This window comes from Novosphingobium sp. PY1, from assembly GCF_017312445.1.
Classification (GTDB): domain Bacteria; phylum Pseudomonadota; class Alphaproteobacteria; order Sphingomonadales; family Sphingomonadaceae; genus Novosphingobium.
Genome location: NZ_BLTI01000012.1, coordinates 11514 through 37197 on the forward strand (window position 1 = coordinate 11514; position 25684 = coordinate 37197).

20 protein-coding genes and 3 pseudogenes are annotated in these 25684 nt (G+C 60.4%); 9 read left to right on the plus strand and 14 right to left on the minus strand.

All coding sequences use genetic code 11. The features are described 5' to 3' along the window. Window positions 1–85 precede the first annotated feature (85 nt). Window positions 86–1843, minus strand: a complete 1758-nt coding sequence (locus J3474_RS17605; protein WP_207095042.1) for a sulfotransferase — start codon at window positions 1841–1843, stop codon at window positions 86–88. 426 nt (window positions 1844–2269) lie between these two features. Here J3474_RS17605 and J3474_RS17610 point away from each other — a divergent pair, with 426 nt between their 5' ends. Further along, window positions 2270–3343 carry a LacI family DNA-binding transcriptional regulator gene (locus tag J3474_RS17610; protein ID WP_207095043.1) on the plus strand — a complete coding sequence of 358 codons (1074 nt, stop codon included), beginning with the start codon at window positions 2270–2272 and terminating at the stop codon, window positions 3341–3343. After that, window positions 3336–4541, plus strand: a complete 1206-nt coding sequence (locus tag J3474_RS17615; RefSeq protein WP_207095044.1) for an MFS transporter — start codon at window positions 3336–3338, stop codon at window positions 4539–4541. The genes J3474_RS17610 and J3474_RS17615 overlap by 8 nt, the downstream gene beginning before the upstream one ends. A 192-nt stretch (window positions 4542–4733) precedes the next feature. Here the strand turns inward: J3474_RS17615 and J3474_RS17620 are convergent, their stop codons facing one another. The 3 genes from J3474_RS17620 to J3474_RS22960 form a co-directional block, all read right to left on the minus strand. Further along, the gene (locus J3474_RS17620; protein WP_207095045.1) at window positions 4734–5240 is read right to left on the minus strand and encodes a DUF4440 domain-containing protein; all 507 of its coding nucleotides are present in this window, start codon (window positions 5238–5240) and stop codon (window positions 4734–4736) included. Between the two features lie 329 nt (window positions 5241–5569). Next, the gene (rpoD, locus tag J3474_RS17625) at window positions 5570–7606 is read right to left on the minus strand and encodes an RNA polymerase sigma factor RpoD (protein ID WP_207095046.1); all 2037 of its coding nucleotides are present in this window, start codon (window positions 7604–7606) and stop codon (window positions 5570–5572) included. Window positions 7607–7941: 335 nt separating this feature from the next. Next, window positions 7942–8613: a cold-shock protein gene (locus J3474_RS22960; RefSeq protein ID WP_013836905.1), complete on the minus strand. Its 672-nt coding sequence runs from the start codon at window positions 8611–8613 to the stop codon at window positions 7942–7944. Window positions 8614–9333: 720 nt separating this feature from the next. Between J3474_RS22960 and J3474_RS17635 the strand changes: the two genes are divergently transcribed. The 4 genes from J3474_RS17635 to J3474_RS17650 all read left to right on the plus strand — a co-directional run bounded on the left by J3474_RS17635 (window position 9334) and on the right by J3474_RS17650 (window position 13410). Continuing rightward, complete coding sequence (locus J3474_RS17635; protein WP_207095047.1) at window positions 9334–9822, plus strand: Lrp/AsnC family transcriptional regulator; 489 nt, start codon at window positions 9334–9336, stop codon at window positions 9820–9822. Window positions 9823–10082: 260 nt separating this feature from the next. Further along, window positions 10083–10745, plus strand: a complete 663-nt coding sequence (locus J3474_RS17640) for a haloacid dehalogenase type II (protein WP_207095105.1) — start codon at window positions 10083–10085, stop codon at window positions 10743–10745. A 171-nt stretch (window positions 10746–10916) separates the two neighbouring features. After that, on the plus strand, window positions 10917–12032 hold the full coding sequence (locus J3474_RS17645) for a phosphotransferase (RefSeq protein WP_242528459.1): 1116 nt from the start codon (window positions 10917–10919) through the stop codon (window positions 12030–12032). A 49-nt stretch (window positions 12033–12081) separates the two neighbouring features. After that, on the plus strand, window positions 12082–13410 hold the full coding sequence (locus J3474_RS17650) for an aspartate aminotransferase family protein (RefSeq protein WP_207095049.1): 1329 nt from the start codon (window positions 12082–12084) through the stop codon (window positions 13408–13410). Window positions 13411–13507: 97 nt separating this feature from the next. Here the strand turns inward: J3474_RS17650 and J3474_RS17655 are convergent. The 6 genes and pseudogenes from J3474_RS17655 to J3474_RS17680 all read right to left on the minus strand — a co-directional run. Beyond that, window positions 13508–13849, minus strand: a pseudogene (locus J3474_RS17655) (transposase); the annotation flags it as partial. A 268-nt stretch (window positions 13850–14117) separates the two neighbouring features. Next, a pseudogene (locus J3474_RS17660) lies at window positions 14118–15289 on the minus strand (IS3 family transposase). Window positions 15290–15318: 29 nt separating this feature from the next. Beyond that, window positions 15319–15465 (minus strand): transposase, encoded by a 147-nt coding sequence (locus tag J3474_RS22780; RefSeq protein ID WP_242528460.1) that lies wholly within the window; start codon window positions 15463–15465, stop codon window positions 15319–15321. A gap of 362 nt (window positions 15466–15827) precedes the next feature. Continuing rightward, window positions 15828–17045, minus strand: coding sequence for an amidohydrolase (locus J3474_RS17670; RefSeq protein WP_242528461.1), 1218 nt, complete (start codon window positions 17043–17045; stop codon window positions 15828–15830). 264 nt (window positions 17046–17309) lie between these two features. Continuing rightward, entirely contained in the window at window positions 17310–18203 is an 894-nt protein-coding gene (locus J3474_RS17675; RefSeq protein ID WP_207095051.1) for a LysR family transcriptional regulator, read from the minus strand. 100 nt (window positions 18204–18303) lie between these two features. After that, the gene (locus J3474_RS17680; protein WP_207095052.1) at window positions 18304–20616 is read right to left on the minus strand and encodes a TonB-dependent receptor; all 2313 of its coding nucleotides are present in this window, start codon (window positions 20614–20616) and stop codon (window positions 18304–18306) included. Window positions 20617–20869: 253 nt separating this feature from the next. On the opposite strand from J3474_RS17680, the gene J3474_RS17685 reads away from it, so the two are divergent. After that, window positions 20870–22219, plus strand: coding sequence for an L-serine ammonia-lyase (locus tag J3474_RS17685; protein WP_207095106.1), 1350 nt, complete (start codon window positions 20870–20872; stop codon window positions 22217–22219). Between the two features lie 104 nt (window positions 22220–22323). Here J3474_RS17685 and J3474_RS17690 read toward each other — a convergent pair whose 3' ends face one another. Both J3474_RS17690 and J3474_RS17695 read right to left on the minus strand, forming a co-directional pair. Next, the gene (locus J3474_RS17690; RefSeq protein ID WP_207095053.1) at window positions 22324–22542 is read right to left on the minus strand and encodes a hypothetical protein; all 219 of its coding nucleotides are present in this window, start codon (window positions 22540–22542) and stop codon (window positions 22324–22326) included. Between the two features lie 143 nt (window positions 22543–22685). Then, a pseudogene (locus J3474_RS17695) lies at window positions 22686–22834 on the minus strand (IS630 family transposase); the annotation flags it as partial. Window positions 22835–23225: 391 nt separating this feature from the next. Between J3474_RS17695 and J3474_RS23035 the strand changes: the two are divergent. Continuing rightward, the gene (locus tag J3474_RS23035) at window positions 23226–23294 is read left to right on the plus strand and encodes a transposase (RefSeq protein WP_376706542.1); all 69 of its coding nucleotides are present in this window, start codon (window positions 23226–23228) and stop codon (window positions 23292–23294) included. Between the two features lie 223 nt (window positions 23295–23517). Then, window positions 23518–23889 carry an IS66 family insertion sequence element accessory protein TnpB gene (gene tnpB, locus J3474_RS17705; RefSeq protein ID WP_207095055.1) on the plus strand — a complete coding sequence of 124 codons (372 nt, stop codon included), beginning with the start codon at window positions 23518–23520 and terminating at the stop codon, window positions 23887–23889. Between the two features lie 878 nt (window positions 23890–24767). Here the strand turns inward: tnpB and J3474_RS17710 are convergent. Both J3474_RS17710 and J3474_RS17715 read right to left on the minus strand, forming a co-directional pair. After that, on the minus strand, window positions 24768–25244 hold the full coding sequence (locus J3474_RS17710; RefSeq protein ID WP_013836962.1) for an antitoxin Xre/MbcA/ParS toxin-binding domain-containing protein: 477 nt from the start codon (window positions 25242–25244) through the stop codon (window positions 24768–24770). Further along, on the minus strand, window positions 25241–25627 hold the full coding sequence (locus tag J3474_RS17715) for an antitoxin Xre/MbcA/ParS toxin-binding domain-containing protein (protein ID WP_242528462.1): 387 nt from the start codon (window positions 25625–25627) through the stop codon (window positions 25241–25243). Before J3474_RS17715 ends, J3474_RS17710 begins: the two co-directional genes overlap by 4 nt. Window positions 25628–25684: the final 57 nt, after the last annotated feature.

Sequence of the window (25684 nt, forward strand, 5' to 3'; positions counted from 1 at the left end):
GCAAAGCGAATTGTTTCAGGACGTCGTGTTCAGTGTTGCTTTTTTAACGTCGCGTTGCTGCCGCGCCACAGTGTTATCTTCAGTCTTAACGGCAAGCGTAGTCGTCGAGCGTGGTCCCGAGGGCTTCGCGGAGCGGCGCCAGGCGGTCCTCCACCGCGCGCCACAGGCCGGCGCCGTCGCGATTGATCGGGCGGCGGACTTGTTCCGAACTGGCTGTGCGTACGGCGCGGTCATTTTCGAAGAAGCGTAGGCAGGCATCCTCGAACGGGAGGTTCAGGGCATCCAGAAGGCTGCGGGTCGCCGCTTCCGGATCATCCAGCAGGTTCTCATGGATGACCCTTACGGTGCGACCAGGCAGGACCGTATCGAAATGGCGCATCAACCGGACGTAATCGGCGTAATAGTGGCCAATGTCGGCAAGGTCGTAGGAGAACGCCTGACCGGTAGCGAAGTGTTGGCGGAAGTTCGAATAGCCGCAGTCAAGCGGATGGCGGCGGGCATCGACGATGCGCGCATTGGGCAGGATCAGGTGGATCAATCCGGCATGCAGCCAGTTGTTCGGCGTCTTGTCGATGAACAGGAGCTTGCCTTCGCGGCGGTGGATGCGCGTGCGCTCGAGATAGCTTTCGCCCAGGTCGTGCAATCGCTCGGGACCGAGATCGGAGATGACTTCGGGATAGCTGCCTTCCTTGCCGAGTTGTGAGACGAGCGAGAGGATATCGGGCAATTCCATCGTACCTTCGACCATCGAGTGGCAGGATAGGATCTGCTCTATCAGGGTCGATCCAGCGCGAGGCAGGCCCAGTACGAATACCGGATCGGGTGCCGGGCAACCCATGCCCTTGCGCTGCGCCAGAAATGGAGCATCGAACAGGGCAATGGTTCGATCGACGGCACTTCTCGTTCTTTTGGCGCTATAGGGCAACTGCTTACGGCGCAGGGCATTGGCCGTGAGATAATGGTCGAAGCCTTGCTCCGGGCGCCCGGCATCCTCAAGCGCCTTGGCGAGCGCGAAATGGAGATGGTAGCGATCTTCGGCGTTGGCCGAGGGTTCGGCAAGTCCGGTTTGGATCGCGGCGATATCGGCTTCTTCAAGGCGCACCGTCTTGAGATTGGCGATCGACCACCATGCCTCCCCGAATGCAGGGCGCAAGTTCAGCGCGCGGCGATATGCGGTTACCGCATCGGCCTGCCGACCCACAGTCTTCAGTGCGTGTCCGTAGCTGGTCCAGATGCGCGGTTGGCGTTCGCTGCCTGGACGCGCCAGTACGCTTTCGTACAGGCTGATCGCTTCGGCGAACTCGCCCAGCCGCCCGACGACCGCGGCACGCAGCACGCCATTTCCGGGGCCTTCATCGGTCAAGCGATCCAGTTCGGCGAGGGCTTCCACGGTCTTGCTCTGGCGATAGAGGGCCATGGCCAGATTGGTGCGCGCGGCGACGAAGGCGGGAGCGAGTTCCAGCGCCCGGCGCAGAAGTTTCTCTGCATCCTGATAGCGCCCGATCCTGCCTGCAACTTCAGCAAGCATGCGAATGGCGGCGACGTCGAACGGGTTTTCGCGCAGGCGACCGCGAAGCAGCGGTTCTGCCTGTTCAAGCCTGTTCTGGACCATTGCGTGTCCGGCCTGGATCAGAACCGGATCGAGGGTTGCCGCGTCGATTGCGGCCAGCTCTTCGAAACTGGCCCGTTCGTCATGGCCCAAGGCGCGCAAAGCCCGGGCGGCGAGGCGGTGGGCTTCGGCGTCGTCTGAATTTCGAGCCAGCAACAGCTCGCAGTCGCGAAGGGCGGCGCGTGGGTCCTGGGCCACTTCCTTGCGTATGGCGGAATAGGTTGCCGGCGTCATACGTGGATCGACACCTCATCATGATGGGTTCCATATCTTTCTTACAGGACAAGATTCACGACTGGCAATCATTTGCGCACCTTTGATGCACCGGAGAGACGGGACCGTGAAAAGTCCCTGTGTTCAACTGCCAAGGCTCAGAGCGCGGCTCGAGATATGGGGTGCATTTTGCGACGGGACTTTGAGGAGCGGATTGAATCCATGCGGCAGTCCTGTTGACCGAGTGAACGTTCCAATCTAGGTGAACGTTCACAAGAATGGGCGGCTGTTCCCGGCGCGGGCGAGGATGGAATGGATGTCGCAACACCGCGGCGCCGACGATCGGGGTCTACCCAGGTCCATGCCGAACGACCGGGGTCGCGTCTGGCAAATGCCGAAAGGCGCAGCTAGTAAACGGCGAGAGGCGCAGGGGGAAATCCGTAGATCATGGGGCGAAGGCGTCAGTCAGTCACGATCAAGCACGTTGCTGCGGACGCAGGAGTTTCACTGCAGACGGTAAGTCGTGTTATCAACAACGAGCCCAATGTGCGCCCCCAAATGCGCGAGCGCGTCCGGGCTTCGATCGACAAGCTGGGCTATGTTCCCTCGATCGCCGCCCAGCGCATGAGCGGATCGCGGTCCTACCTGATCCTCGCCCTCAACGACCGGGAACGTACAATCGCCGACTGGCGCGCGCGCCAGGGTACGGACTGGGTGGACCAGATGCTGCTTGGCGGTATGCTGGAGTGTGCCGAGCACGGCTATCGTCTGATCTTCGAACTGGTCGATACGCGTAACGATCATGTCGAACGTGAGCTGGCGGCCGCGATTGCCGCATTGCAGCCTGATGGAGCGATCCTGACGCCGCCGCACTGCGAAAACCCGAAGATCCTTGCGACTTTCGACCGGTTCAATATCCCCTATGCCCGCATGGGGTCGCGCGCCGAGGTCAACGATACTGGGCATGACGGTTTCAAGGTCGCCATGGATGAAGAGGGCGCGGCGAGCCTCGCGACGCGCCATCTGCTCGACCTTGGGCATACGCGGATCGGGTTCATCGCGGGGCCGGCGAACTACAGTCTTTCGCAATGGCGCATCGACGGCTGGCGCGGCGAGATGGCGTCCGCTGGCCATGCCGCAGATGGACTTCTGGCCACCGGCGACTTTACCTTCTCCTCGGGCGAGCAGGCGGCTGAGACCCTGCTCTCGCTGCAAGATCGACCCACAGCGATCATCGCCAGCAACGACCAGATGTCGCTTGCCACTGTCGAGGTTGCGCGTCGGCTGGACCTCTCGATCCCCCGAGACCTCTCGCTGATCAGTTTCGACAATACGCCGCCGGTTCGCTTTACCCGGCCGCCGCTCACGGCCGTCGACCAGCCGGTTGCGGACATGACCGCGCGCGCCGTGCGGATGCTGATTGCGTGGCAGCGCGACAAGACTTCAGAATATGCTGCCGAAGTGATTTCGGCCGATCTCGTCGTGCGCGGATCGACTGCTCCGCCGGGGCAGGGTGCTTAGGATCGGCGCCGCAGACGCGGCATCCGGTCCGCAGAGTTCCATTTCTGCCGGGAGTTTCCTGGTACTCTATGCTCTGGCATGGGCCGGTGCGACGATCGCGTACACACCGTTCCTGACGATACTCCTGCCAGTTCGCGTTGAACTGCTGGCCCATGGCCAGCAGGTGCATTGGCTCGCTGCGACGACTTTCGCCGGTGCGATCGCCGCCAGTCTCGGCAATATCGCCTTTGGTTGGCTGAGCGACCTAAGCGGGCAACGACGGATCTGGGTCGCTTTGGGGCTTGTCCTGTCCGGGGCCATCCTGCTCATGATCCCGAGCATCGAGACGTTGCCCGTCCTGATTGTGGCGGTGATCGGCTGGCAGCTGGCACTGAATTTGATGATGGGTCCACTCGCGGCATGGGCCGGTGATGGAGTGTCCGACAGGCACAAAGGCATCTTTGGCGGGCTGCTTGCCTTTGCCCCGGCCCTGGGCGCGAGTTCCGGCGCCTTTGTCACGATCCCGGGAATGGCCGACGCGCAGATGCGCTTTGTTCTCGTTGTCCTTATCACCATTGCCTGCGTAGTGCCGTTGCTGATCTTCGGCGGACGAGGCGGGCCACGCCGATCCAAGGCCGAGCTGCACGAGCGCGACGCAAGATTCGATAGTGCCGAATGGCTGCGCTTGACCGTAACGCGCATGTGGTTTGCGCGTCTCCTCGTGCAGATCTCCGAAGCCTCCCTGTTCGCCTATGTCTACATCTGGTTCCGTAGCATCGATCGGGGTTTCGACGATTCGTCTGTTGCTAGGTTGCTGTCCCTCGTCCTCATCCTTGCCGCGCCCGCGGCTCTTCTGGCCGGACGTTGGGCCGATCTGGCCGGGCGACCGATTGCGCCCTTGCGGATATGCACGATCGTCAGCGCCGCGGGCCTCGCGCTCATGGCACTGGCCAATGACGCGGATCTGGCGATGGGCGGGTACGTCGTGTTCGGTATTTCAAGTACAATGTTCCTGTCCCTGCACAGCGCGCAGACCTTGCGCATCCTGCCCAACAGTGCGCGTCGGGGGAGGGATCTGGGCTTGTTCAACCTCACAAATACCCTGCCTTCGCTGATAGTGCCCACCCTGACGCTCGCCCTTGTACCTGCGCTCGGCTTTCCTGCGCTTTTCGCGGTACTGACGATTTTTGCGCTGTCCGCCGCTTTCCTGCTGCGTTGACCGACCCGGGTCTGATCCACTGCTTCTGGCGTCCGGTGTTCGAGCCACGCCTCGGGAAATCGGTATCCGGGATCGTCCGCGGAAGCTGCATCAGCATAACCACATTTAAGTCCGGACAGCCCTGTTTCGAACCCTCCGACCTTGCCGACGCGGTTCACGACTTGGCGGCCTCAGGCGGCGCCTCGCGCTTGATTAGCGCCCGCTCGCTGAAAGGTCACTGTTGAAAATGTCCGCGGCAGCTTTCCAGTCACCACCGACTTTCCGCCAGACGACGACGTACTTGCCCGTGTCGGTTTGCTCGGTGCCATCGGGCGCCATTCTCAGACGATACGTTCCGCGATCGAGTGCCATGTCGCCCGAGGTCGACATCACTATCTGCTCTGGAACGAAAGTCAGATCAAACCCAGGCGTCTGCATCATTGCTGCCCAGGTCTGCTGGATCGCGTTACGTCCTTGGCCAATCGGCGAATTGGGAGGCATCACCGCGCCGTCTTCGGTGTAAAGACCAGCAATGCTTGCGGCATCCTTTGCTTTCACGAACTGAAGCCAGTGTTCGATTTGCCCTCGGATCAACTTTTCTTCCGCGGCAGTGTCGACAGCGGTGACGCTATTCATTGCGGTGGCGTCAGCAGGCGTCTCGCTTGCCTGGCATGCGGTAAGCAACGCTGGGAGAGAAAGCAGCAATATGGATTTCTTCATTGACCCCTCCATTTTGCAGTCCCCCCATAGCACCGAAAACGTACCTCGCGCCAGCGTGCAGCGATTGCTCCATCCTACGAAGGCGCCGTCTGCGCGCCTGGTCAAGGGCGTCAATTCCGGACGTTCGACAACTGGCAGGGCCCGGCGAACGTACGGCGGGTTTCTTAAACAGCCTTGGTTCCGGCAATGACGGGTTTGAATCAGCTCCGGCCGCGGCGATGACCGCCGCCGGAGCTTGGCAACCGTCGATCCATCGCAGTCCTTCGGCCGTAATTGGTCCTCAGGTGCAAGACCGTCCGCAATCCGGGCAGATGTTGAACGGTCTGTGCTTAGTCGAGGAACGCTCGCATGATGCGTGAACGGCTCGGATGCTTGAGCTTGCGTAGCGCCTTGGCTTCGATCTGACGGATTCGCTCGCGAGTCACCGAGAATTGCTGTCCGACCTCCTCCAGCGTGTGATCGGTCGGCATGCCGATGCCGAAGCGCATGCGCAGCACGCGCTCCTCGCGAGGGGTCAGCGATGCCAGCGTGCGAGTGATCATTTCCTTCAGGTTGGCCTGGATCGCCGCGTCCACCGGGATGACGGCGTTCTCGTCCTGGATGAAGTTGCCAAGGCTGCTGTCTTCCTCGTCGCCAATCGGCGTTTCGAGGGAGATTGGCTCCTTGGCGATCTTCAGAACCCGCTTCACCTTTTCGAGCGGCATCGACAGTTTCTCGGCCATTTCCTCGGGCGTGGGCTCGCGGCCCTGGTCATGGAGGAACTGGCGGCTGGTGCGTACCAGCTTGTTGATCGTCTCGATCATGTGGACCGGAATTCGGATCGTGCGCGCCTGATCCGCGATCGAGCGGGTGATCGCCTGCCTGATCCACCATGTCGCGTAAGTCGAGAACTTGTAGCCGCGGCGGTATTGGAACTTGTCGACCGCCTTCATCAGGCCGATATTGCCTTCCTGGATGAGGTCCAGGAACTGCAGGCCGCGGTTGGTGTACTTCTTGGCGATCGAGATCACCAGGCGCAGGTTCGCCTCGACCATTTCCTTCTTGGCGATGCGCGCTTCACGCTCCGCCTTCTGGACCATGTTGACGATGCGGCGAAACTCGGGAAGCGCCATGCCGGTTGCGGCGGCGATATCCGATACCTCCAGGCGGATACGCTCGGCAGGTTCAGCTTCGCTTTCTGCAAAGGCAGCCCACTTCTTGTCCGTGCTGGCCATTTCAGTGAGCCAAGCGTCGTCAAGCTCCCGGCCCGTGTAGGCATCGAGGAAATCGGCGCGCTTGACCTTGTGGCGTTCGGCCAGGCGCAGCATCTGGCCGCCCAGCGTCGTCAGGCGACGGTTGAATGCGTAAAGATTGTCGACGAGAGTTTCGATCTTGGTTGCGTGGAACTGCACCGATTCGACCTGAGCCGTAAGGTCTTCACGAAGCTGCTGGTATTGGTCTTCCTTGGCGCCCGGGAAATCGATGCCCAGTGCCAGAGCGTCGAGCCGCTCGCTCTGTAGACGTTCGAAGGTGCGGAACAATTCCGTGATGAGCGCAAACTTTGCCAGCGCTTCCGGCTTGAGCGCGGCTTCCATCTGGCCGAGTGATAGAATGTTGTCATCTTCTTCATCCTCCTCTCCCCTGCGCTTGGGGATCGGATTGCCGTCTTCGTCGACTTCCTCCGAGTTGTCCTCGACGGAATCGTCGTCCTCCTTGAAGGTGGGACCGGCGGTGGCAGCGGAAATCTCGCCGTCGGCCTCACCGTCCTCGCCCAGATTCTCGGGCTGCGGCTCCTTTGAGAGCATCGCGTCGAGATCGAGTATCTCGCGAAGCTGCATGTCGCCGTTATTGAGCGCTTCGGACCACCCGATGATCGCGTGGAAGGTCAAGGGGCTTTCGCAGAGCCCCATGATCATCATGTCACGGCCAGCTTCGATACGCTTGGCAATGGCCGCTTCACCCTCGCGGCTGAGCATCTCGGCGGCGCCCATTTCCTGCAGGTACATGCGCACCGGATCGTCGGATCGCGCGAGCGTGTCGGCCTTGCGCGTCTCGCCGGGACGGCGCCGTGAATTGCCTTCGGCGAACTCGGAATCTGAACCGGAATCGTCATCGCGACCATCAACGGCGTCCACGCCGTCTTCCTGCTCGCCTTCCTCATCGTCATCATCGTCGTTCTCGATGATTTTGACGCCCATATCCGAGATCGCGGCCATGATGTCCTCGATCTGATCGGTGGTCATCTGGTCCTGCGGCAGAGCGGCATTCAACTCCTTGACCGTGATGACGCCCTTGCTTTTGGCGCGCGCGATGAACCGCTGGACCGAGCCCTTGTCCAGGTCGAGAAGAGGAGAGTCATTGTCGCCGCTGCGATCGTCGTTAGTCATGCAATCCGTTGTCGTCTTATGGGCCTGTCCCTGACGATGATCGCGCCAGGACAAGGCTAGGGTCCCAGGCCGTCAGGCAGGGATGAAAAGCCTACGGTCTAAGGTTTGAGCACTGTGGGCGGGGATCAGTTCCGAGGGGAAGCTGGTCCGCCCGCGTTTTGCGCGTTCGAATCGAGAACACTCGCCCCCGGTCCCGCTGCCAGCCTGTCGAAGGCGGTTTTGTTCAGGGGGCTTTGACATAAGCCGGGTGCTTTCCGCCGCCGATCGTGATGCGATCGGCGGCGGAAAGCACGAGATGTAGCCATGGCCTCCCGCGGCGGCCCTGGCCAAGTCCGTCAGCGCTGGACGAGATTCACGGCCGACGCCTTGCCGCGGCGATCGATCTCGATCTCGAACTCGAGCTGATCGCCTTCCGAAAGGCCGTGCAGACCGGAGCGCTCGACGGCGCTGATATGCACGAACGCATCAGGCTGGCCGTCATCGCGAACGATGAAGCCGAAGCCCTTCGTGCCATTGAAGAACTTGACGGTGCCGGTGGCCTTCTCGCCAGTGGACTGACGCTGAACGGGAGCGGCAGGCCGCTCGCGACGTTCGGCAACAATGACCTCGCCGACGATGGTCAGTTCAGATGCGGAAACCTTGCCGTTGCGCTCGACCAGCTGGAATTCCAGCTGCTGACCTTCCGCCAGCGTTTCGAGGCCGGCGGACTGTACAGCGCTGATGTGCACGAAAGCATCGTCGCCGCCATCTTCAAGCTGAATGAAGCCGAAGCCCTTGTCGGGGTTGAAGAACTTGACCGTGCCACGGCCCTGACCCACAACCTGGCCTGGGCCGCCACGCGAACCGCCACCGCCGAAACCGCCGCCTCGCGATCCACCGAAGCCGCCACGCTGGCCGCCACCGAAGCGGTCACCACCGCCAAAGCGATCGTTTCCGCCGCCCCAACGATCATCACCACCGCCGAACCGATCACGACCATAGCCGCGATTTCCCCTGTCGAATGTCATCTGTTAGATACCTTAAACCACGTCCGAAGAAACCTATCCTCGCGAGTGAACGTAGCACGCAAGGCCGCAGAACCCGTTTCAGGGTGCAGGACAACAGGCGATAGCAGCGAAGCGACGCTTTGGCGACTCGAGTTCTGCAAATGGTCGATTTAAAGTACGCCGGCGGCATTTTCACGGCGATGACCGAACTATCGCGCAATTTCGACAAATCAGTCCCTCCGCCGACGACCCTTCTCAGAAGTTCAGGCGCCCGTGCTCATTCATCAGAAGCGAACATCGGAGGAAGCGCAACGATTGGGCATCCTTCGGCGGCGAGGTCGGACAATCCGAAATGTCTCTTACAACATCCAGATTGGCAGGACTGTTCGCATTGCCGATGACGGAGTCAGGCACATCAGCAAAGTTGGGATGACCGGTAGGTTCGGTTTCATGCGAGAAAGGGACGAAACAGTCGTACATTCAAGGTACGGGCGCGTCGCTGGCTCACTGGGCGTTGCAATGCGACAGCATCTTGTGCGCGGCCTGCAGTTGGTGCCTGGACTAGTCGATCAGACGTGCAAAGCAGCACAGAGTTCAAGTTTCCAGGTCGCATGCGGTTAATATCTGCTGGAGTCGCTTCATTCCCCGGTGATAACTGTGGCTGCGCGGCGTATACGCTGCCGGGGCATTTCGAAAAGAATGCAAATTGCTTGAAGGCCAGTTCGCGCATCGGAAAATGAAATGGAAAAGCTTGACCGGATAGATTTCAAGATCTTATCGTTTCTCCAGGAACACGGTCGCGTGACCAATGTCGGATTGGCGGATGCGGTCGGCCTTTCGACCAGCCCTTGCCTCTGCCGCGTCAAGCGCCTTGAAAACCTGGGCTATATTAAATCTTACGGTGCCCGCATCGCGCTAGAATTGCTGGGCGAGCATTTGATGGTGTTCACGGAAGTGACATTGACCGGCCATCGCACAGGTAATTTCAAACGATTTCTTCAGCACGTCAGTGAATTTCGTGAAATTGTCGAATGCCATCATGTTACAGGAGGGTATGACTACCTTCTTAAAGTCGTGGCCAGAAGCGTTAGCCATTACCAGAAGGTCATGGAATTATTGCTGGAAAGTGAAGCCGGGATAGGAAAATATTCCTGCTATATTGTACTCGACTCTCCAATCGTTCGCGAGAGTTATCCAATTGATCAACTTTTCGCTTCTAGTCCCAATTGATCTGTCGGCGATGGATGGCAGGTGTCGATGTGCCCCTGTCCCTGAAAATGCCTCGATTGAGCCTGAGAGGAATCTGGCAAAATCGAAGCTGATGGAAGCACAAGGGCATTGCTGATCGACCACGATCCTGTGCCGATTCCAAGGAGAGCCTCCAAGGCGGGACAAGATTCTTCTGACCATCGAGACAACGGCAGCATTCCGCACCGCTCCGCACCTAGCCTTGGTCTTGTCAGAAAACTTCGACCAAGGTGTGTCCTCCCATGTTCAGGCCAAAATACATTAGTTTCGATTGCTATGGCACCATGATCAATTTCATCATGGGGCCAAGCGCGCGCGAGATTTTCTTGAACCGCGTCGAGCCTTCGAAGATGGATGCCTTTCTTGATTCATTCCGCGCCTATCGTCTGGATGAAGTGTTGGGCGCATGGAAGCCGTTCTACGATGTCATTGCCAACTCGATCGAACGCGCCTGCCGCAAGCATGGGGTCGAACATGACGCGCGCGACATCCAGGCACTCTACGATGCCGTGCCCACCTGGCAGCCCCACGCCGACGTTCCCGGGCCCTTGAGCCTGATTGCGGAGCAATATCCGCTCGTCATCCTGTCCAACAGCATGGTCGATCTGATCCCCCACAGTGCGCGCAATATTGGCGTGCCTTTCCATGCCGTGCTGACGGCAGAGGAAGCGGGCGCCTACAAACCGCTGATGCGGCCGTTCGAGTATATGCTCGATCGGTTGGGCTGTAGACCGGAAGACATGATGCATGTTTCATCGAGCCCGCGCTACGATCTGATGACGGCACACGATCTGGGTTTTGGCGCCAAGGTTTTCGTCGATCGCGGGCATGAACCGCCGACAGATCATTATGGCGTGACCCGCATCAAGGACTTCCACGAACTCCCGGCCCTGCTGGGCCTGTGAAGATAAGGACGGCCGGGCGGAAAGGGTATTTATGTCGCTGTTTGTCTTGCTAAAAGACTGGGTGGAAGGTGCAGGTCAACCCTGCGCTCGCTGCAAAGCCGAAGCAGCTTTTCATATGGGACATGGTGCATCGTCCCGTTGTGCTCGTACCCTTTGGACAGGACCTTCGAGGTGAAGTCACGCACCGGCGATCCAACCGACGCGGAGGTCAGGGAAATCGGTATCCTGGCGGGCAATCAACGTGCAGCGTGCGATGACAGGGCCTACTTTCAGGCCGCTGCCGAGCGCCTGGCCATGCTGCCCGACGCATCGGAGCCCGATGTGCCGGTCTTGCTGCTTGAGCAGCACTACGGGCAGCAGGGTGCTCTCACCGCCTTGTCGTCCGAAGTAGAGCGCACCTTCGATGCAAGGCTGGCCGATGGCCGGGCGTTCATTCTCAAGACGTCTTCGAGGCCGCAGGCCCTTGAAAGCTTTCAGTTCCAGTCCGCCGCGCTGGCAGGTCTGCGAGGGGCCGACGGGGTCATGGCGCCAGAGGTGATCGACACGCTCTCTGGCGGGCTGATGTTCGAGCATGAGGGGGGCTGCGGCTACCTCCAAACGCGCATGGACGGAATTCCGCTGCACATGGTGCCGCGCACTCCGGAGATCCTCCGCGAAGTCGGCGCGGCGCTCGCTCGGCTCAATCTCGCCATGAAAGACACCGACCCGCCGGCGGCACGGCGCCCCGTGCTATGGAACATCGCCTGCTGGCCCTGGCTGGTGGAACTGGAGCGCTATCTTAGCAAGGGTCGGACTGCGAAGCTCGTGCGCAGTGCCATGGCGGAGTACATTCGCGACATTTCTCCGCATATCGCCGACCTCGACTGGCAAGTCACCCACAACGATCCCAGTCCGTTCAACATGATCGATACCGGCAAGGGCATCGGGTTCATCGATTTCGGCGATGGCGGCTGGAATCCGCGAGTTCAGGACCTCGCCATTGCAGCTGGACATTTCGTCATCGATCCGCGCACTCCGCTGGGCGGAGCGGAGCACGTCATCGCCGGCTATGCATCGCTGGCTCCCTTGTCGGAACTCGAAGCATCGCTCCTGCTCGGGTTGATGCGTGCGCGCCAGAGCGCTCTGGTCCTGATCAACAACTGGCGGTCACACCTTTTCCCGGCTGCCGCCCCTTATATCATGAAGAACGTGAAGCGGGCGGAACAAGGGCTGGCGGTCCTGGCTTTGCTCGATGTGTCGTCGGGCGAAGCGGCAATTCGCGCCGCGGCGGGGCTCGACCCTCCCTGAAGCCGCACCCACCTCCTGAACGACAACCGCATAATATAGGCAGCATCTCATGACCGTAGATCTCATGCCCAACCGCTTCAGGCCCGGCGAGGCCGAGCTTCCCCAACGCGAGGCTGAATTGATCGCGCGGCGTGATGCCGTTCTCGGCGCTTCATACAGGCTGCAGTATCGCAAACCGGTCCACTTCGTGCGCGGCGAAGGGATGTGGCTCTACGACCCGGATAACCGCGCCTATCTCGATTTCTACAACAACGTGCCGTCGCTCGGGCACTGCCATCCCGAAGTGAATGCGGCGATGGCCGAGCAGGCGGCCCGGCTCAGCGCCAATACCCGGTATCTTGAGCCGAAGCTGGTGGACTATGCGGAAAGGCTCGTCGGGACATTTCCCGCCGAGATGGACCGCGTGGTGTTTACCTGCACCGGCAGTGAGTCCAACGACCTTGCCTTGCGCATTGCGCGATTGGTAAGCGGCAACGAAGGCGTAATCGTCACCTCCTATGCCTATCACGGAACCAGCGCCGCCGTGGCCGCAGTATCTCCCAATCTGGGAGCCGCGGTGAACCTCAGCCCGACCGTGCGCATGGTCGCGCTGCCCGGACTGAGCGGCGTGCCCGATGATCAGGCGGCATCATACTTCGAAGCCCAGGTTCGCGCCGCAATTACGGACCTGCAACGCCGCGGTATCGGCGTGGCTGCGCTGTTGTTCGACAGCATCTTTTCAAGCGATGGCGTCTGGATCGATCCGCCGGGCTTCATCGCCGGCGCGGTCGAGGCTGTCCGCGAGGCGGGTGGCCTGGTTATATCGGACGAGGTTCAGCCGGGCTTCGGCCGCACCGGTTCGCATATGTGGGGCTTCGAGCGCCACGGCATCGTCCCCGATCTGGCCACGCTGGGAAAGCCTATGGGGAATGGCTTTCCGATCGGCGCAGTCGTAGGCCGCCAGCATCCGATGGAACTGTTCGGCCAGACCGCGCGGTACTCGAACACCTTTGCCGGAAACACGGTCGGCATCGCCGCCGCCAATGCCGTTCTGACCGTCCTGCAGCGCGACGGCATGTTGGAAAAGGTAGTCGCCGTGAGCCGGCGCCTCAGGGCCGGCCTTGAGCTCGTTGCCGCGCACTCCCCCGGAATTCGCGCGATCCGAAACGCCGGATTGTTCTTCGGGGTCGATATCGGGCCTGACGCAAGTTCCTCGATGGAGCGCAGGATGCTGGCGCTCGATCTGGTCAACGCCATGCGGGACGACGGCGTGCTCATAAGCACGACGGCAGCTAACGAGGATGCACTCAAGATTCGTCCTCCGCTGGTCTGCGAGGACGAGCATGTCGACAAGTTCCTGGCCGTATTCGAAGCTGCTCTGAGAAAATGTACCTTGTAGAAAAATACGAAGTTGCGCACAGCTCTATGTGCACAATTTTCGTTATAATGTCAGAACCGGAATCGATGCCGTAGCACTCCGAAGCGGACCTTACGGCTTTATTGCACAATTGGGCGCGGATTTGTAGCTCGGCGACTTGGTGATCGAACTCTCGTGCCATGACGCGTTCACTGAGCAGCTTGAAGCAATGCATCTTGGTCTCGACGCGGCTGCGCTGGTGATAGACGCTCCAGCGTTTCCAGATTGTCCTGCCGAGGCGGCGGCTTGCACGAAAGGTTTCATTGCGGGCTTTGACGCCCGGCGTGCTTTCGGGCCAGGCCCGTGCGTTGCGGCGGGCGGGGATGACGGCACAGGCATGGCGTGCGGCGATAGCGTCGTGGCAGGATTTTGTGTCGTAGGCTCCATCGGCGCTGACCGAAGCGACAGGTTGATCTGTAGGGTCTGGGGACATCATTTCATTGCAGAAAGGGCTTGGTGGATGCGGTAGTCAGAATGTCGGATGCGTTCTAACCGCTGCACCGACCCCACGCACGAGCTGATTGGGTAGCCGTCAGAGCGCCGTCATGGTTCGTGCGAAGGCGCAGTGGTCATGGAGTGTGCTGTCAGTCGGATGACAACTCGCCTCCAATTAGCGCACCGATCCCGGTGAGGTGGTCCCGCCTATTTGGACAGGTTTGCGGCTAAGATAAGCTCATCCGTGTTGTCGTTCATGCCGCCATTCTGGTCATCAGACCATGGGGGGCATGCCCCCCATGGTCTGAAGCGTCGATTTGCCCATATGCCTCGGCCGGAGTTTTGCCCGCAAGGCGCGAATGAGGGCGATGGTCGTTGTAATAGGCAAACCATCGGGCCAGACCTGCGCGCAGTTCAGAACCGGTCTCGAAAGCATGCAGGTAGACGCATTCATATTTCACCGATCGCCACAGGCGTTCAATGAATACGTTGTCCATCCAGCGTCCCTTGCCATCCATGCTGATCTTCACTTCGGCGGCGCGCAGCACGCCAGTGAAGGCCTGGCTGGTGAACTGGCTGCCTTGGTCGGTGTTGAAGATTTCGGGCTTACCGTATCGGGCCATGGCCTCCTCCAGCGCCTCGACGCAAAAGGCAGCATCCATGGTGTTGGACAATCGCCAGGCGAGCACCTTGCGGGTCGCCCAATCCATGATCGCGACCAGGTAGAGGAAGCCCCGACGCATCGGCAGGTACGTCACATCCGCGCATCACGCCTGGTTCGGCCGCGTGATCTCTAGATCGCGCAGTAGATAGGGATAAATCCGATGCTCCGGGTGCGGATCGCTTGTGCGCGGGCGCTGGTAGATCGCCACCAGTCCCATCTTCGCCATCAACCGCCGCACCCGGCGGCGTCCCACCGCGTGCCCGAGCCGTTGCAGGTGCCGCGCCATCTGCCGGCTGCCGTACCACGGGCAGTCCATGAACACCTCGTCGATCACCCGCATCAGCGCCAGCGTCTCCTCGCTCTGAGGCACAGGAACGTAGTAATACGACGACCTGCTGATCGACAGCAGGCGGCATTGCCCCGCGATCGACAGGCGTGGGTGAGCAGGCTCGATCAGCGATCGCCTCTGGCCCGCGCTCATCGACCCGAGGCTTTCGCTAAAAAATCACGCTCCACCAGCAATTGCCCGATCTTGGCGTGCAACTTCTCAATTTCCGCTTCGGTCTCAGCCTTCGACGCCTGCTCCCCGCCGTCGAACAGGCTTGCCATCCCGTCCATCGCCTGACGCTTCCACGCCCCGATCATCGTATGGTGGATGCCGTGCTTGGCTGCCAGCTCCGCCAGCGTCAATTCGCCCCGGATCGCCTCCATCGCCACCTTCGCCTTGAATTCCGCGCTGTAGCGCTTTCTCGTCCTCTTCATTCCCGCCCGTTCCTCACGTCGGGATGAGCTTAGCACCCTGTCCAGATTTCCGGCACCACCTCACTCTCCAGGATCTCAGTTTCGTGATCAACCGCGCGCCACAGATAGACCATCTCGCCGTTCATCTTCGCGTACATTTCATCAAGGTGCCAGCGCCAGTGTCGAACGCCACGCATGTGGTCCACACGCCGCCTCCGAATCTCGGCTGCAAACATCGGTCCGAAACGGGCTCCACCAAAGCCGTACAGTCTCGTGACAAAAGTCATATCCGCGTTCGAAGAGCAGATCCTCCACGTTCCGTAGCGATAGCGGATATCGCACGTAAAGCATCACCACCATGCGGATGATATCGGGCGATGAGTGAAAGTATCTGAACGGATTATCGGTCTTGCTCATCCACTGCGGCTAGCAGCCAATCACCAGTTCGGCCATCCTTCTGACAATACCAGGGGGGCAGATCATTATCGCGCTCAGCGGCTTGACCCGTCCAACAATCATGAGTTGTCTTGTCCTCGTCAGCAAGTGAGCCGGCAATGTTTCAGGGGTTAGGAGCGCCGTTCAGCGACAGGACCGAGAGGACGAGGGCGGCCGCGCCATTGCGGATCGCGGGCCGTGCCGCCGGTGCGTACAGGGGGGAGTGGTTGGTCGGCGGAACGATGCCCTTCGCTTTGTAACCGGCCAGTGTTTCCGGCTGATCGCCGCCAATCATGAGATAGGCGGACGGGATCCCCCTCGCGGCAAGCTCCGAGAAATCCTCGCTGCCGGAAAAGCCCGGAACGGTGGCAGGGATCGACACGACACCCGCTCCGAACGCGGACTTCAGCGCGGGCGCGATCCGGGCCATCAGGCCGGCGTCGTTCTGCGTCGCTGCGGAGCCGTTCAGACGCCTGATCGTCGGTGCAGGCGCGCCGGCCATGACAGATACGCCCTGCGCCGTCTTCTCCACGCCGTTGAGCAAAAGCGAACGCACTTCCGGCGTGAAGGACCGGAGACTGAGACGCAGCGTGGCGGTATCCGGTATGATGTTGCCGACGCTGCCGGACTGGAACGCGCCGACCGTGATGACGCCAAAGGTGCCCGCATCCTTCTGTCTGCTGATGACGGTCTGGACATCGCTGACGAAGTGCGCGCCCATGACGATAGGATCGATCGCCGAACTTGGCGCCGAACCATGCGCACCGCGTCCGTTGAAGACGATTTCCAACGCGTCGGACGCGGACAGGATCACCCCTTCCTTCATCACGACAGTACCGAGCGGCATGCCCCCGCCCACATGCGCCGCCAAGGCGAAATCGGGCCTGGGAAAGCGCGTCAGCAAGCCGTCGTCCAGCATTGCCTTCGCTCCGCCCAGCGGCTCCTCGGCAGGCTGCGCAATGAACAGCAATGTTCCGCGCCACCGATGCTTCATCTTGACCAGAGCTTCCGCCGCGCCGACCCACCAGGCCATGTGCACGTCATGGCCGCAGCTGTGCGCTACAAAGGACTGTTTGCCGTCCAGCATGGCCTGTGCGCGGCTTGCGAAGGGGAGCGACGTCTTCTCCTCCATCGGCAACGCATCCATCTCGGTCCGCACCAGCGTGACTGGGCCGGAGCCGTTCCGATAGACGGCGACGACGCCGGTCCTGCCGACATTCTCCGTCACCTCGAACCCGATCTTGCGCATCCGCTCGGCCAACAGCCCGGACGTCCGATGCTCCTGAAAACCCAGTTCCGGATGCTGGTGGAGGTCCCGGTACAGCGCTTCCAGCGCGTTCATATTTGGATCGAGCAAATGATCGATCACTGTCTTGTCGACCGCTGCTGCGGCATCGGCAGGCGCGCTGACCGCGCGGCTTGAAGGCCCCGAGGCCTTATCCTGCGCAGACACGCCCGTTGCGGGGAGCAGCATCAGCGCTGCGATAGCCGAAAATCGCTTCATATGTCCTCCAGATCATTCTGTTATCGTACGTCCGGCATAACCGGCGGCGGCATGGTGCGCCTCAATCCTCTTCTCATGGGTATAATCTCAGGTAATAGGGCCTTATTGCAGTGACGACCTGATGATCTTCGTCAGCAGCGCGCCGCCCGGCGTCAGCAGCTCCTCATCCTTGTAGACGAGCGCGATGTGCATGTCGGGCAGATCGATGCCGAGGTCGATGCGGGTGAGCGCCCCGCTCCGCAGCTTCAGGTCTAGATGCGAGCTGGCGATCTCGGCCCAATGGCTGATAAGCCCCGACTGCTCTGCAAGGTCGAAGTAAACGGAGATCGACGTGCAGCGGGAAATGCGCTGGGGCACGTTGCGGCCCAGCCGGTCCGCCATAATGGGAATATAGCCATGGTGATAGTCGGATAGGTCGCCCGTGATCCATTCCAGCGACCAGAGCTGATCGACCGTTTCTGGAAGGACGGGATCGCGCCCTCCAATCGCCAGCATCGTCCCGTAGGTCCTTAGCGTGATGCATTGCAGGCCGGCGAGGTCCATGCCACCATAATGGTGCACGATGCCTATATCGAGTGTGCCGCTGCGCACCGCATCGAAGATCTGCGCTGGGCGTAACTCCAACAGCCCCAGTTCCACGGAGGGTTGCCGCTCGCGAAAGCTCGTTACGATGCTGGCTATGTTGGTGCCCGCGACGGGCGGGGATATGCCGACCAGCAATCGTCCGCCCAACGTTCCCTTCAGCCATTCGACCTCTTCGCGTGCCCTTTCGAGTTCCTTCTGAATGGCGTCATGACGCTTGGAAAGTATCGCGCCGAATGGCGTCAGCGTGGTTCCAGCTACACCGCGGACCAGAAGTATAACGCCCAGTTGCCGTTCCAATTCGCGGATCGACTTGCTGAGCGCCGGTTGCGAAACGTGCATGGCGCGAGCCGCCCGCTGGATACTGCCCGCCCGCGCCACCTCGGCCAGGGCGCGGAGTTGATGGAGTTTCATACGGGTTCCTGCCTCCAATGGCTCGCGCAATGACGAAATATTTGCAGAGACGTTCGCTCAATTTCCGAGCCAATGGAAGTCATGTTAACAGGAGCTTAGATCAGTAGTTCAACCGGACGTTGATCCCGACCGTGCGGGGCGGGATGCTGAACGACATGTTCGTCGATCCAAAAGTGGACACGCGGCTTGCTACCCCGTTCACATTGCCGACATTCTGGACGAACAGATAAGCGCCCAGGCGCTTGTTCTGGACGCCAGTCCGGATGTTTAGGGTAGCAAAATCCCCTTGCGTGGTGAAATAGGGATCGGCCGGGTTGAAGCCGTTGCGCCCCTTGCCCGAATAGGTCAGGTCGGCGCGTACTATCCCGTCCAGTTCCGGCGTTAATTCCCAGTCATAGGACGCGCTCGCCGATACCGACCAGGGCGCCATTCCTAGCGGGTCCCCCTTCTTGCCGCCTGCGCTGGCGTTTTGGAAGCTGGCGATCACCTGGTCCGAGGTCAGCTTACCCCGGACATAGCCAACGGCCGCTGTCAGGTTCAGACCCTTGATCGGTTCGGCGGAAAGCTCAAGTTCCGCGCCCCGAATGCGGGCGCCGCCTGCATTCGCCAGGAAGGTGAAGAGGCCATCCGACGTGCGCGCGGCAACCTGTATATTCTGCCAGTCGATCTGGAACAGCGCGGCATTTGCGGTCAGGACATCCCCGAACCAGCGGGATTTCACGCCGACCTCGTAGTTCCAGAGACTATCCGGCGCATAGGTGACAAGATCGCCTTGCAGAGACGGGATGTTGTTCGCGCCGCCCGGACGGAAACCCTGGGCAGCATTCGCATAGGCCATGAAGCGAGGCGAGAATTCATAGCTGGCGTTGAGCTTAACCAGCCAGCCGTTGCTCTTGGCTGTCCGCTCCGTGTAGGGCGAAACGATGCTGCTCGTCAGCACGCTGCCCAGCAACGCCTGGCCGGCCGTCGTCTTTTCATAATCATAATAGCGCAGACCTCCGGTCAGCGTCAGCGCCTCGACCGGCTTGACCGAGACTTCCGCAAATCCCGCAAGCTGACGCAGGCGATTGGCGATGAAGCGATAGCTGATGTCCTGCAAAGGGTCAGGAGCCGATCCATCCGATGCGGCTTTAGTGACATGGCTGTCGATATAATCCCGGCGACGCTCGTAGAATAGGCCTGCGGTCCACTGGAGCCAGCCGTCTCCATCCGACGCAAGGCGCGCCTCGGCCGTTTGGGTGCGCAGATATCCCGGCTGGTAGCCAAGCGCCGGGGTTTGGCTCAGCCCATAGGAATTATAGGCCGCATATTGCGCGTCGCTGCATGGGGTCGCCTGCGCATAGTAGCCTTGGCATGCGGCGGGCGAGTAGGAGATGGCCGTGACGCTGGGGGTGAAGTCCAGCGTGCGCAGGACGTCGTAGCGGTAGATTGCGCCCGATACGGTCAGCGTAACACCCCCAAAGTCGTGCGTGCCCGTGAGATTGTAGAGCTTGAAGCGATTATTGAACGGCAGGATCACTGGAGTGTTGGTCTTCAGGTCGCCGACCGATGGGAACCACCCCTGCGCGTCATCGGCATCGCTGCGCTGATAGATGAACGTGCCGGTCACGTTCGTGTCCGGGCCAGGCTCGAAACCGATAAGCAGCCGTATGCCCTGCGCGGTCATGTCATTGATGTTTTTACGTCCAAGCCTGATATTGTCGATATAGCCCGCGCGTTGCTCATAATAGCCGGACATACGCACGCCGAGCACACCATCCACCACGGGCACATTGACCATGGCTTTGGCGAAATAGCTGTCGCTCCCGCCTTGAGTAGTTGCATATTGACCTTCCATGCCGGCCTCGAACTTGGACAGTTTGGGCCTGTTGAAGATGATGCGCAGCGTGCCGGCCATGGAACTGCCGCCATATAATGTCCCCTGCGGCCCGCGAATCACCTCCACCCGCTCGATGTCGTAGAGGTTAAGGTCAGGCGCGTTATTGCCCGGATCGCCGACCGTACCACTGGGACCGGTGACCGGTACCTCACCAAAATACAATCCGGTCGTGGCTTCGCCGATGCCGCCGATGCCACGCACGCTGACACGGTTCTGGCCGAGGACGCCCTGCGCCACGTTCAAGTTGGGCACTTGCCGAAAATAGTCCTGCAACTGCGTTGCGCCCATAGCCGCAAGGCTGTCCCCTGTCATTGCAGAGATGCTGAGCGGGGTAGATTGAACAGTACCCTTGCGCCGCAGCGCCGTGACAATGATATCGCCACCCCCCTCCTGGACCTGCTCGTCTGGAGATGAAGATGGAAAATTTTGCGAACCTTGAGACCCGGCGACTTGGCCGCTTTGAGCATACACCGGTTGCACAGTCGCAAGCGCCAGAGCTGAAGTGGTCACGCGCAGAATTCTCTCGATATACATCGTCTACATGCCCCCATTTTTGATTGGATTTTGCGACGTTCAGCGGGCTCTTCTGGCCCGGTCGCCTGGGATCATGTTGTTTGGCCGATCATCAGCCGACAAATGAAATCATGTTATCCATATAACCAAAAGTGATGCCTCCCATCCGTTGATCGTTCCGGGGATTTGGTCACCATCTGTTGAAACCTTCCCCGCCCCCGGCCGGATCATGCCTCATCGGAATGACACCGCGCAGTTCACTGTGAAAGACATCATGGCCGCCAGCATATTTGACGTATTCAGGATCGGCATAGGTCCGTCGAGCTCGCACACCATGGGTCCAATGACGGCAGCCGCCGACTTCATGCAGCTCGTAGGGCGAGAAGCGGCTAGGTTGCAGGTCGTCTTGTTCGGCTCTCTCGCCCTTACCGGGCGAGGCCATGCGACAGATACCGCCGTCATAGCCGGATTGGCCGGACATCGGCCAGAAAGCGTCAACCCGGATGAGATGGCAGTCACGATTGCGCGCGTACAATTGCGGCAGGAAATCACCCGGCCGGATGGCGGTGCCATCAGGTTCGATGGGTCGACGGATATAATCTGGCGCCCACGCGAGCGGCTGAACGCCCACTCCAACGGAATGCGTTTCATGGCGTGGGACGAAGCAGGTCAGCTGGTAGCGGAACGGACGTGCTATTCTGTCGGAGGGGGCGCTGTCGTCTATGCGGATGATAGCGACGAAGTCGAACCGGCAACGCGGCTGTTAACGCGGCCATTCATGTCGGCCGGGGAACTGCTGGACATGGCGGCCATAGCGGGCGGCTCTATCGCGGATGTTCAACGCAGGCATGAGTTGCGGATGATGTCGCCTGAGTGCTTTTCCGCACGGGCGCAGCAACTGGTCGATGCGATGACGCAGTGTATCGAGCGCGGCCTGCGCCAAGATGGCGTGCTGCCTGGATCTCTTGGCGTCAAGCGTCGCGCCCACTCCATTTACGCGAGATTGCGTAGATGTGACGCTGTAGAAGGTGCACGCCCACTGGATTGGGTCAAGCTTTGGGCAATGGCTGTCAATGAAGAAAATGCCAGCGGAGGCCGCATGGTGACCGCGCCGACAAATGGAGCTGCGGGGATCATTCCCGCAGTTATCCACTACTATCTCGGCTTTGTTGAGGGCGCCAATGCCAGGGGAGTCGAAGACTTCCTTCTCACCGCAGGAGCAGTCGGCGCACTCTTCAAGGAGAATGCGTCCATTTCCGGCGCTGAAGTTGGCTGCCAGGGTGAAGTCGGCGTGGCATGTTCCATGGCGGCAGCGGGCCTGGCTGCCGTCCTTGGCGGCACAGCCTCGCAGGTAGAAAATGCCGCGGAAATCGGCATGGAGCATAATCTGGGACTCACATGCGACCCCGTCGGAGGACTTGTGCAGATTCCTTGCATCGAGCGGAATGCAATGGGTGCGGTGAAGGCGATCGAAGCAGCGCGGTTGGCCATGCTCGGTGACGGCACACACCATGTGACACTGGATCAGGTGATCAGCACGATGTTGCGGACCGGTCGAGATATGAGTGAGAAGTACAAGGAGACGTCGCTCGGGGGTCTCGCGGTAAACGTCGTAGAATGTTGATCGGCCGGGGCGCCGGTTAGCGCCTGATACTCGTGATTGTGGTTGCGACCAGCGTGCGTTCGGAATGAGACCTTTCAGGCATTCCGCAAATGCCTTTCTTCAATTCACCTAAATTTCGATAATGGCTTTTGTGGTACACCGTCCGTTGCGAGCCCCCGCAACCAACCATCTACGACAAAGCCCGCTCCCCTGGCCTCCGCCGCTGCGGCCTGCGCCAAATCCAGCATCCGAAACAGGGCGCCGTGCAGCTCCAGGCGGCGATGCTTGCCACCGCGGCTGTCGCCGCCAGGGACCACCACTGCCTCGATCAGAGCGCGGATCATGTTCTTCGAGCCAATCGCCTCGCGTGCGGCGAGGTGCTCCTCCAGTTGGGCAATGGCGGTGCGATAGACGGCCTCATAGTTGGCCGGCAGGCGGATGACGGTACGTTCGGGCCGAACTGGCTACTCATACCATGACTCTCTGATCATGACCCATGCGCCCATTGGCGTGACCCGATGGACATGATGCGCCATGGCTGATCATGAGGCGGTTCCACGCGTGGCAGCAGTGATCGACGACGTTGTCGTAGGACGAGAAGATGCGGTTCGAGAGCCAATTATCGCGCATGAACTGCCTTGCGTCAGGGTAAGCCCAGGAAAGGAAAACGGAATGTAGATCCTGAAGCCTTTCGCAGCGATCCAGAGGGTTCGACGCCCTCCCGGCAAAGGCGCAGCCCGCCAGCCGGAAGCGAGTCTTGCACGGGTGCCGGCAACGCCACTCGTGAAGCGTAGACAGCGGATACTGAAGCTCTTCCTTCGTAAGCGCGAGATTCTGCGCACCTGTTCGGTTGAGTGACGTGGTGTGAAGGATGTGTCCACCAAGGATGAGGTGGACACATGGAGATGGCGCAGATGGGCTCCTATGGACTCGAGGTTGTGAGGGTGACGAGTAACGGCCAGCGCTATTATGATCCGGCGGGGAAGGCACGGTTGGTTGAGGCGTGCCTTCCCCGCCGGGCATATCGGTGGCGAGGCTTGCGCTGGAGCACGGTGTCAACGCCAACCAACTGCGCAAATGGGTCAGGAAGTATTAGCAGCGGTAGAGTACGAACGGGCAGCGGAGCACGGGGCAGTTGCCGGATCCGTCGGCGTTTATCCGGGTGGAGACGTCTCCGGCGCCTGCGGAGCGACCCACTGGTGGGATCGCGAGCCGGTCTGCGGAATTGGTAACGTCAGCGCGGCTGCAGGCGTCGATGCCAAATGGCGTATCGCTGACGCTGGAGGGGTGTGACGCGCAGTTACTCGTGGTGATGATCGATGCGCTGGGGCATTTCAATGTTCCGGCTCGCTGAAGATCTGCGCGTCTATCTCCACCGGGATCCGATCGACTTTCGCTGTGGGATCAACAGCCTTGCGATCCTGGTCGAGCAGTCGATGGGCCTTAATCCGTTCGAGCGCGCGGCGTTCGCCTTTTGCAACCGGCGCCGGACCCGGATGAAGCTGCTGTTCTTTGACCGGTCGGGCTTTGTGCTGGTGCTCAAGGCGCTGACAGAGGACAAGTTCCGATGGCCCAAACGAGCGGAAACGGTGGTGGCGCTCACCACGGAGCAATTGCGCTGGCTGCTCGACGGGATCGATATTGACGCGATGGTCCCTCATCCGGTGCGGCAATATCAGTTTGTCGGTTGAAGGCCATTGACGCGGGAACGGGCTTTCGATTCAAGACTGCGATGGATCGAGGCGGCGTCCCCACTATTGCGGAATTGATGGCGCTTCTGGCGGCGGCTCCCGTCGGCCCGACCGGCCGCGAGCGAACGGCGGTATTTCAAACTTTTAATCCGGAAGGCGCTGTTCCGGAGCCGCCGACAAAGCAGACGCCAGATGCCTAGCTTTCGGATGACCGCTTCGGTCTCATCGTATGCCAGGTAGCGACCAACGTGACGCAAAGCACAATTGTCAGGCGAAACCACCTGCCGTGGATAGCATCATGATAGATGACAAATCCAGCACCAGCGAGAACGGCTACTGCTATCAGCCGAGAGATGATTTTCAGCTTCAACGATGCTCTAGGCGTGACAATTCTTGATGCAGGTTTTTCAGTTCCCATCGCGACCGAAACTATCCCTGGTGCGTCTATATTTCTTCGCGTTCGTATAAGAAGCTCTCGGATAGCGCCAAATACGATGGCGACGGCAAAGATATGTGGGTCAGTGTCGAACGCACAGTCGGCGACGTTAAAGAAACTGTCTACAAAACCAAGGTGATCAGAAAGCCTTGATGTCCGTGGCTGCCAGACTTTTCCTGCGTTGCGAATTCCCCGTTTAACTCTCAATTACCTGCCGATGACTTATTGCCACGCCCCTGCGGGCCGGGCTCTCGTGAACCGCGCCAACCCTTGGCTGTCACGGTCGGTCGAGTGTCCGGACCGTCATTACACTCCTTTCAACGGCGCCAATCACCGAATGAACGAACGGCAAGTCCGGCCAGATAGACAAAGAAACCGGCTTTTCCGGACCGTCCGCAGGCCAGGTCATTCATGCTCACGCGCACGTTTCCGGTCGGCAAGCTCAGAAGCTTCCGGCTTCGATCTGTCCCAGAACACGAAGGACCAACATACCGCCTATTTCGGTGCCCATAAAATCGAGCGGCGTTTCCCAGGCCAACGGAAGGATCTGGGCGGTCATCCAGTCCGCCGCGACCTCAAGGTCACCGAGCGTTGCGGCGGCTTGGCACATTGCAACCGCGAAGCGCCATATCCGCTGGCTCTGCTCGGAGCTGAGCGTCTCCTTGCCCATGGTCAGATGCCGGCGATAGGTTGCCAGCCTCAGGCCGGAGACCTTGTGGAAGCGCTCGTGGGCCGCAAGGAACGGGACGCTGGCGATGAGGTGCTCCACCGCAGTAAGGGGCAGACCAGCGACAAGCCGCTCGTGCAGATCGAGTGGCACATTGGAGCCGAGGCCGAGGACCTGCTTGCCGCCCAACAGGGCAATGGCGTTCTCGATGACGGGCAGGCTGTCGTCGGGAAAAGGAGAGTGACGCGTCATGGACCGGCCTCGATGGTGAGATATCGGCGCAGAGCGAGCAAGTCGTCGAGACGACCTCTCGCCAACGTGTCGATGGCGCTGGCGCCCCCGAAGAGCGGGTGCGAATTCGGCTTGCGCATCCACGCATCGGCGCGTGCAGGATCGCCCAGCAACGTGTTGATGAGCCTGAAGATGACGAGAATGTGCCCGATCCTCAGAACCGTTTCCAGAGGGAGGGAGCCGGTCTCTTTGCCGGCCAGTTCGCGCCATCGCTCCAGTTCGGCTCCGCTGCCGGCGCCCAGGATAGCCGCTTCCTGCTCGCTCGAAAGGTCCCAGCAGCGAGCGATATTGAAGAATGTGCGAAGGCCAGCTGGCGCGGTGCGGGGCGTGATGCGCGAGGTCAAATCTGGTCGTTGCGAGGTCATTTCACAGGCGCTTCGTTAGATCAGGAGTGGCGCTCG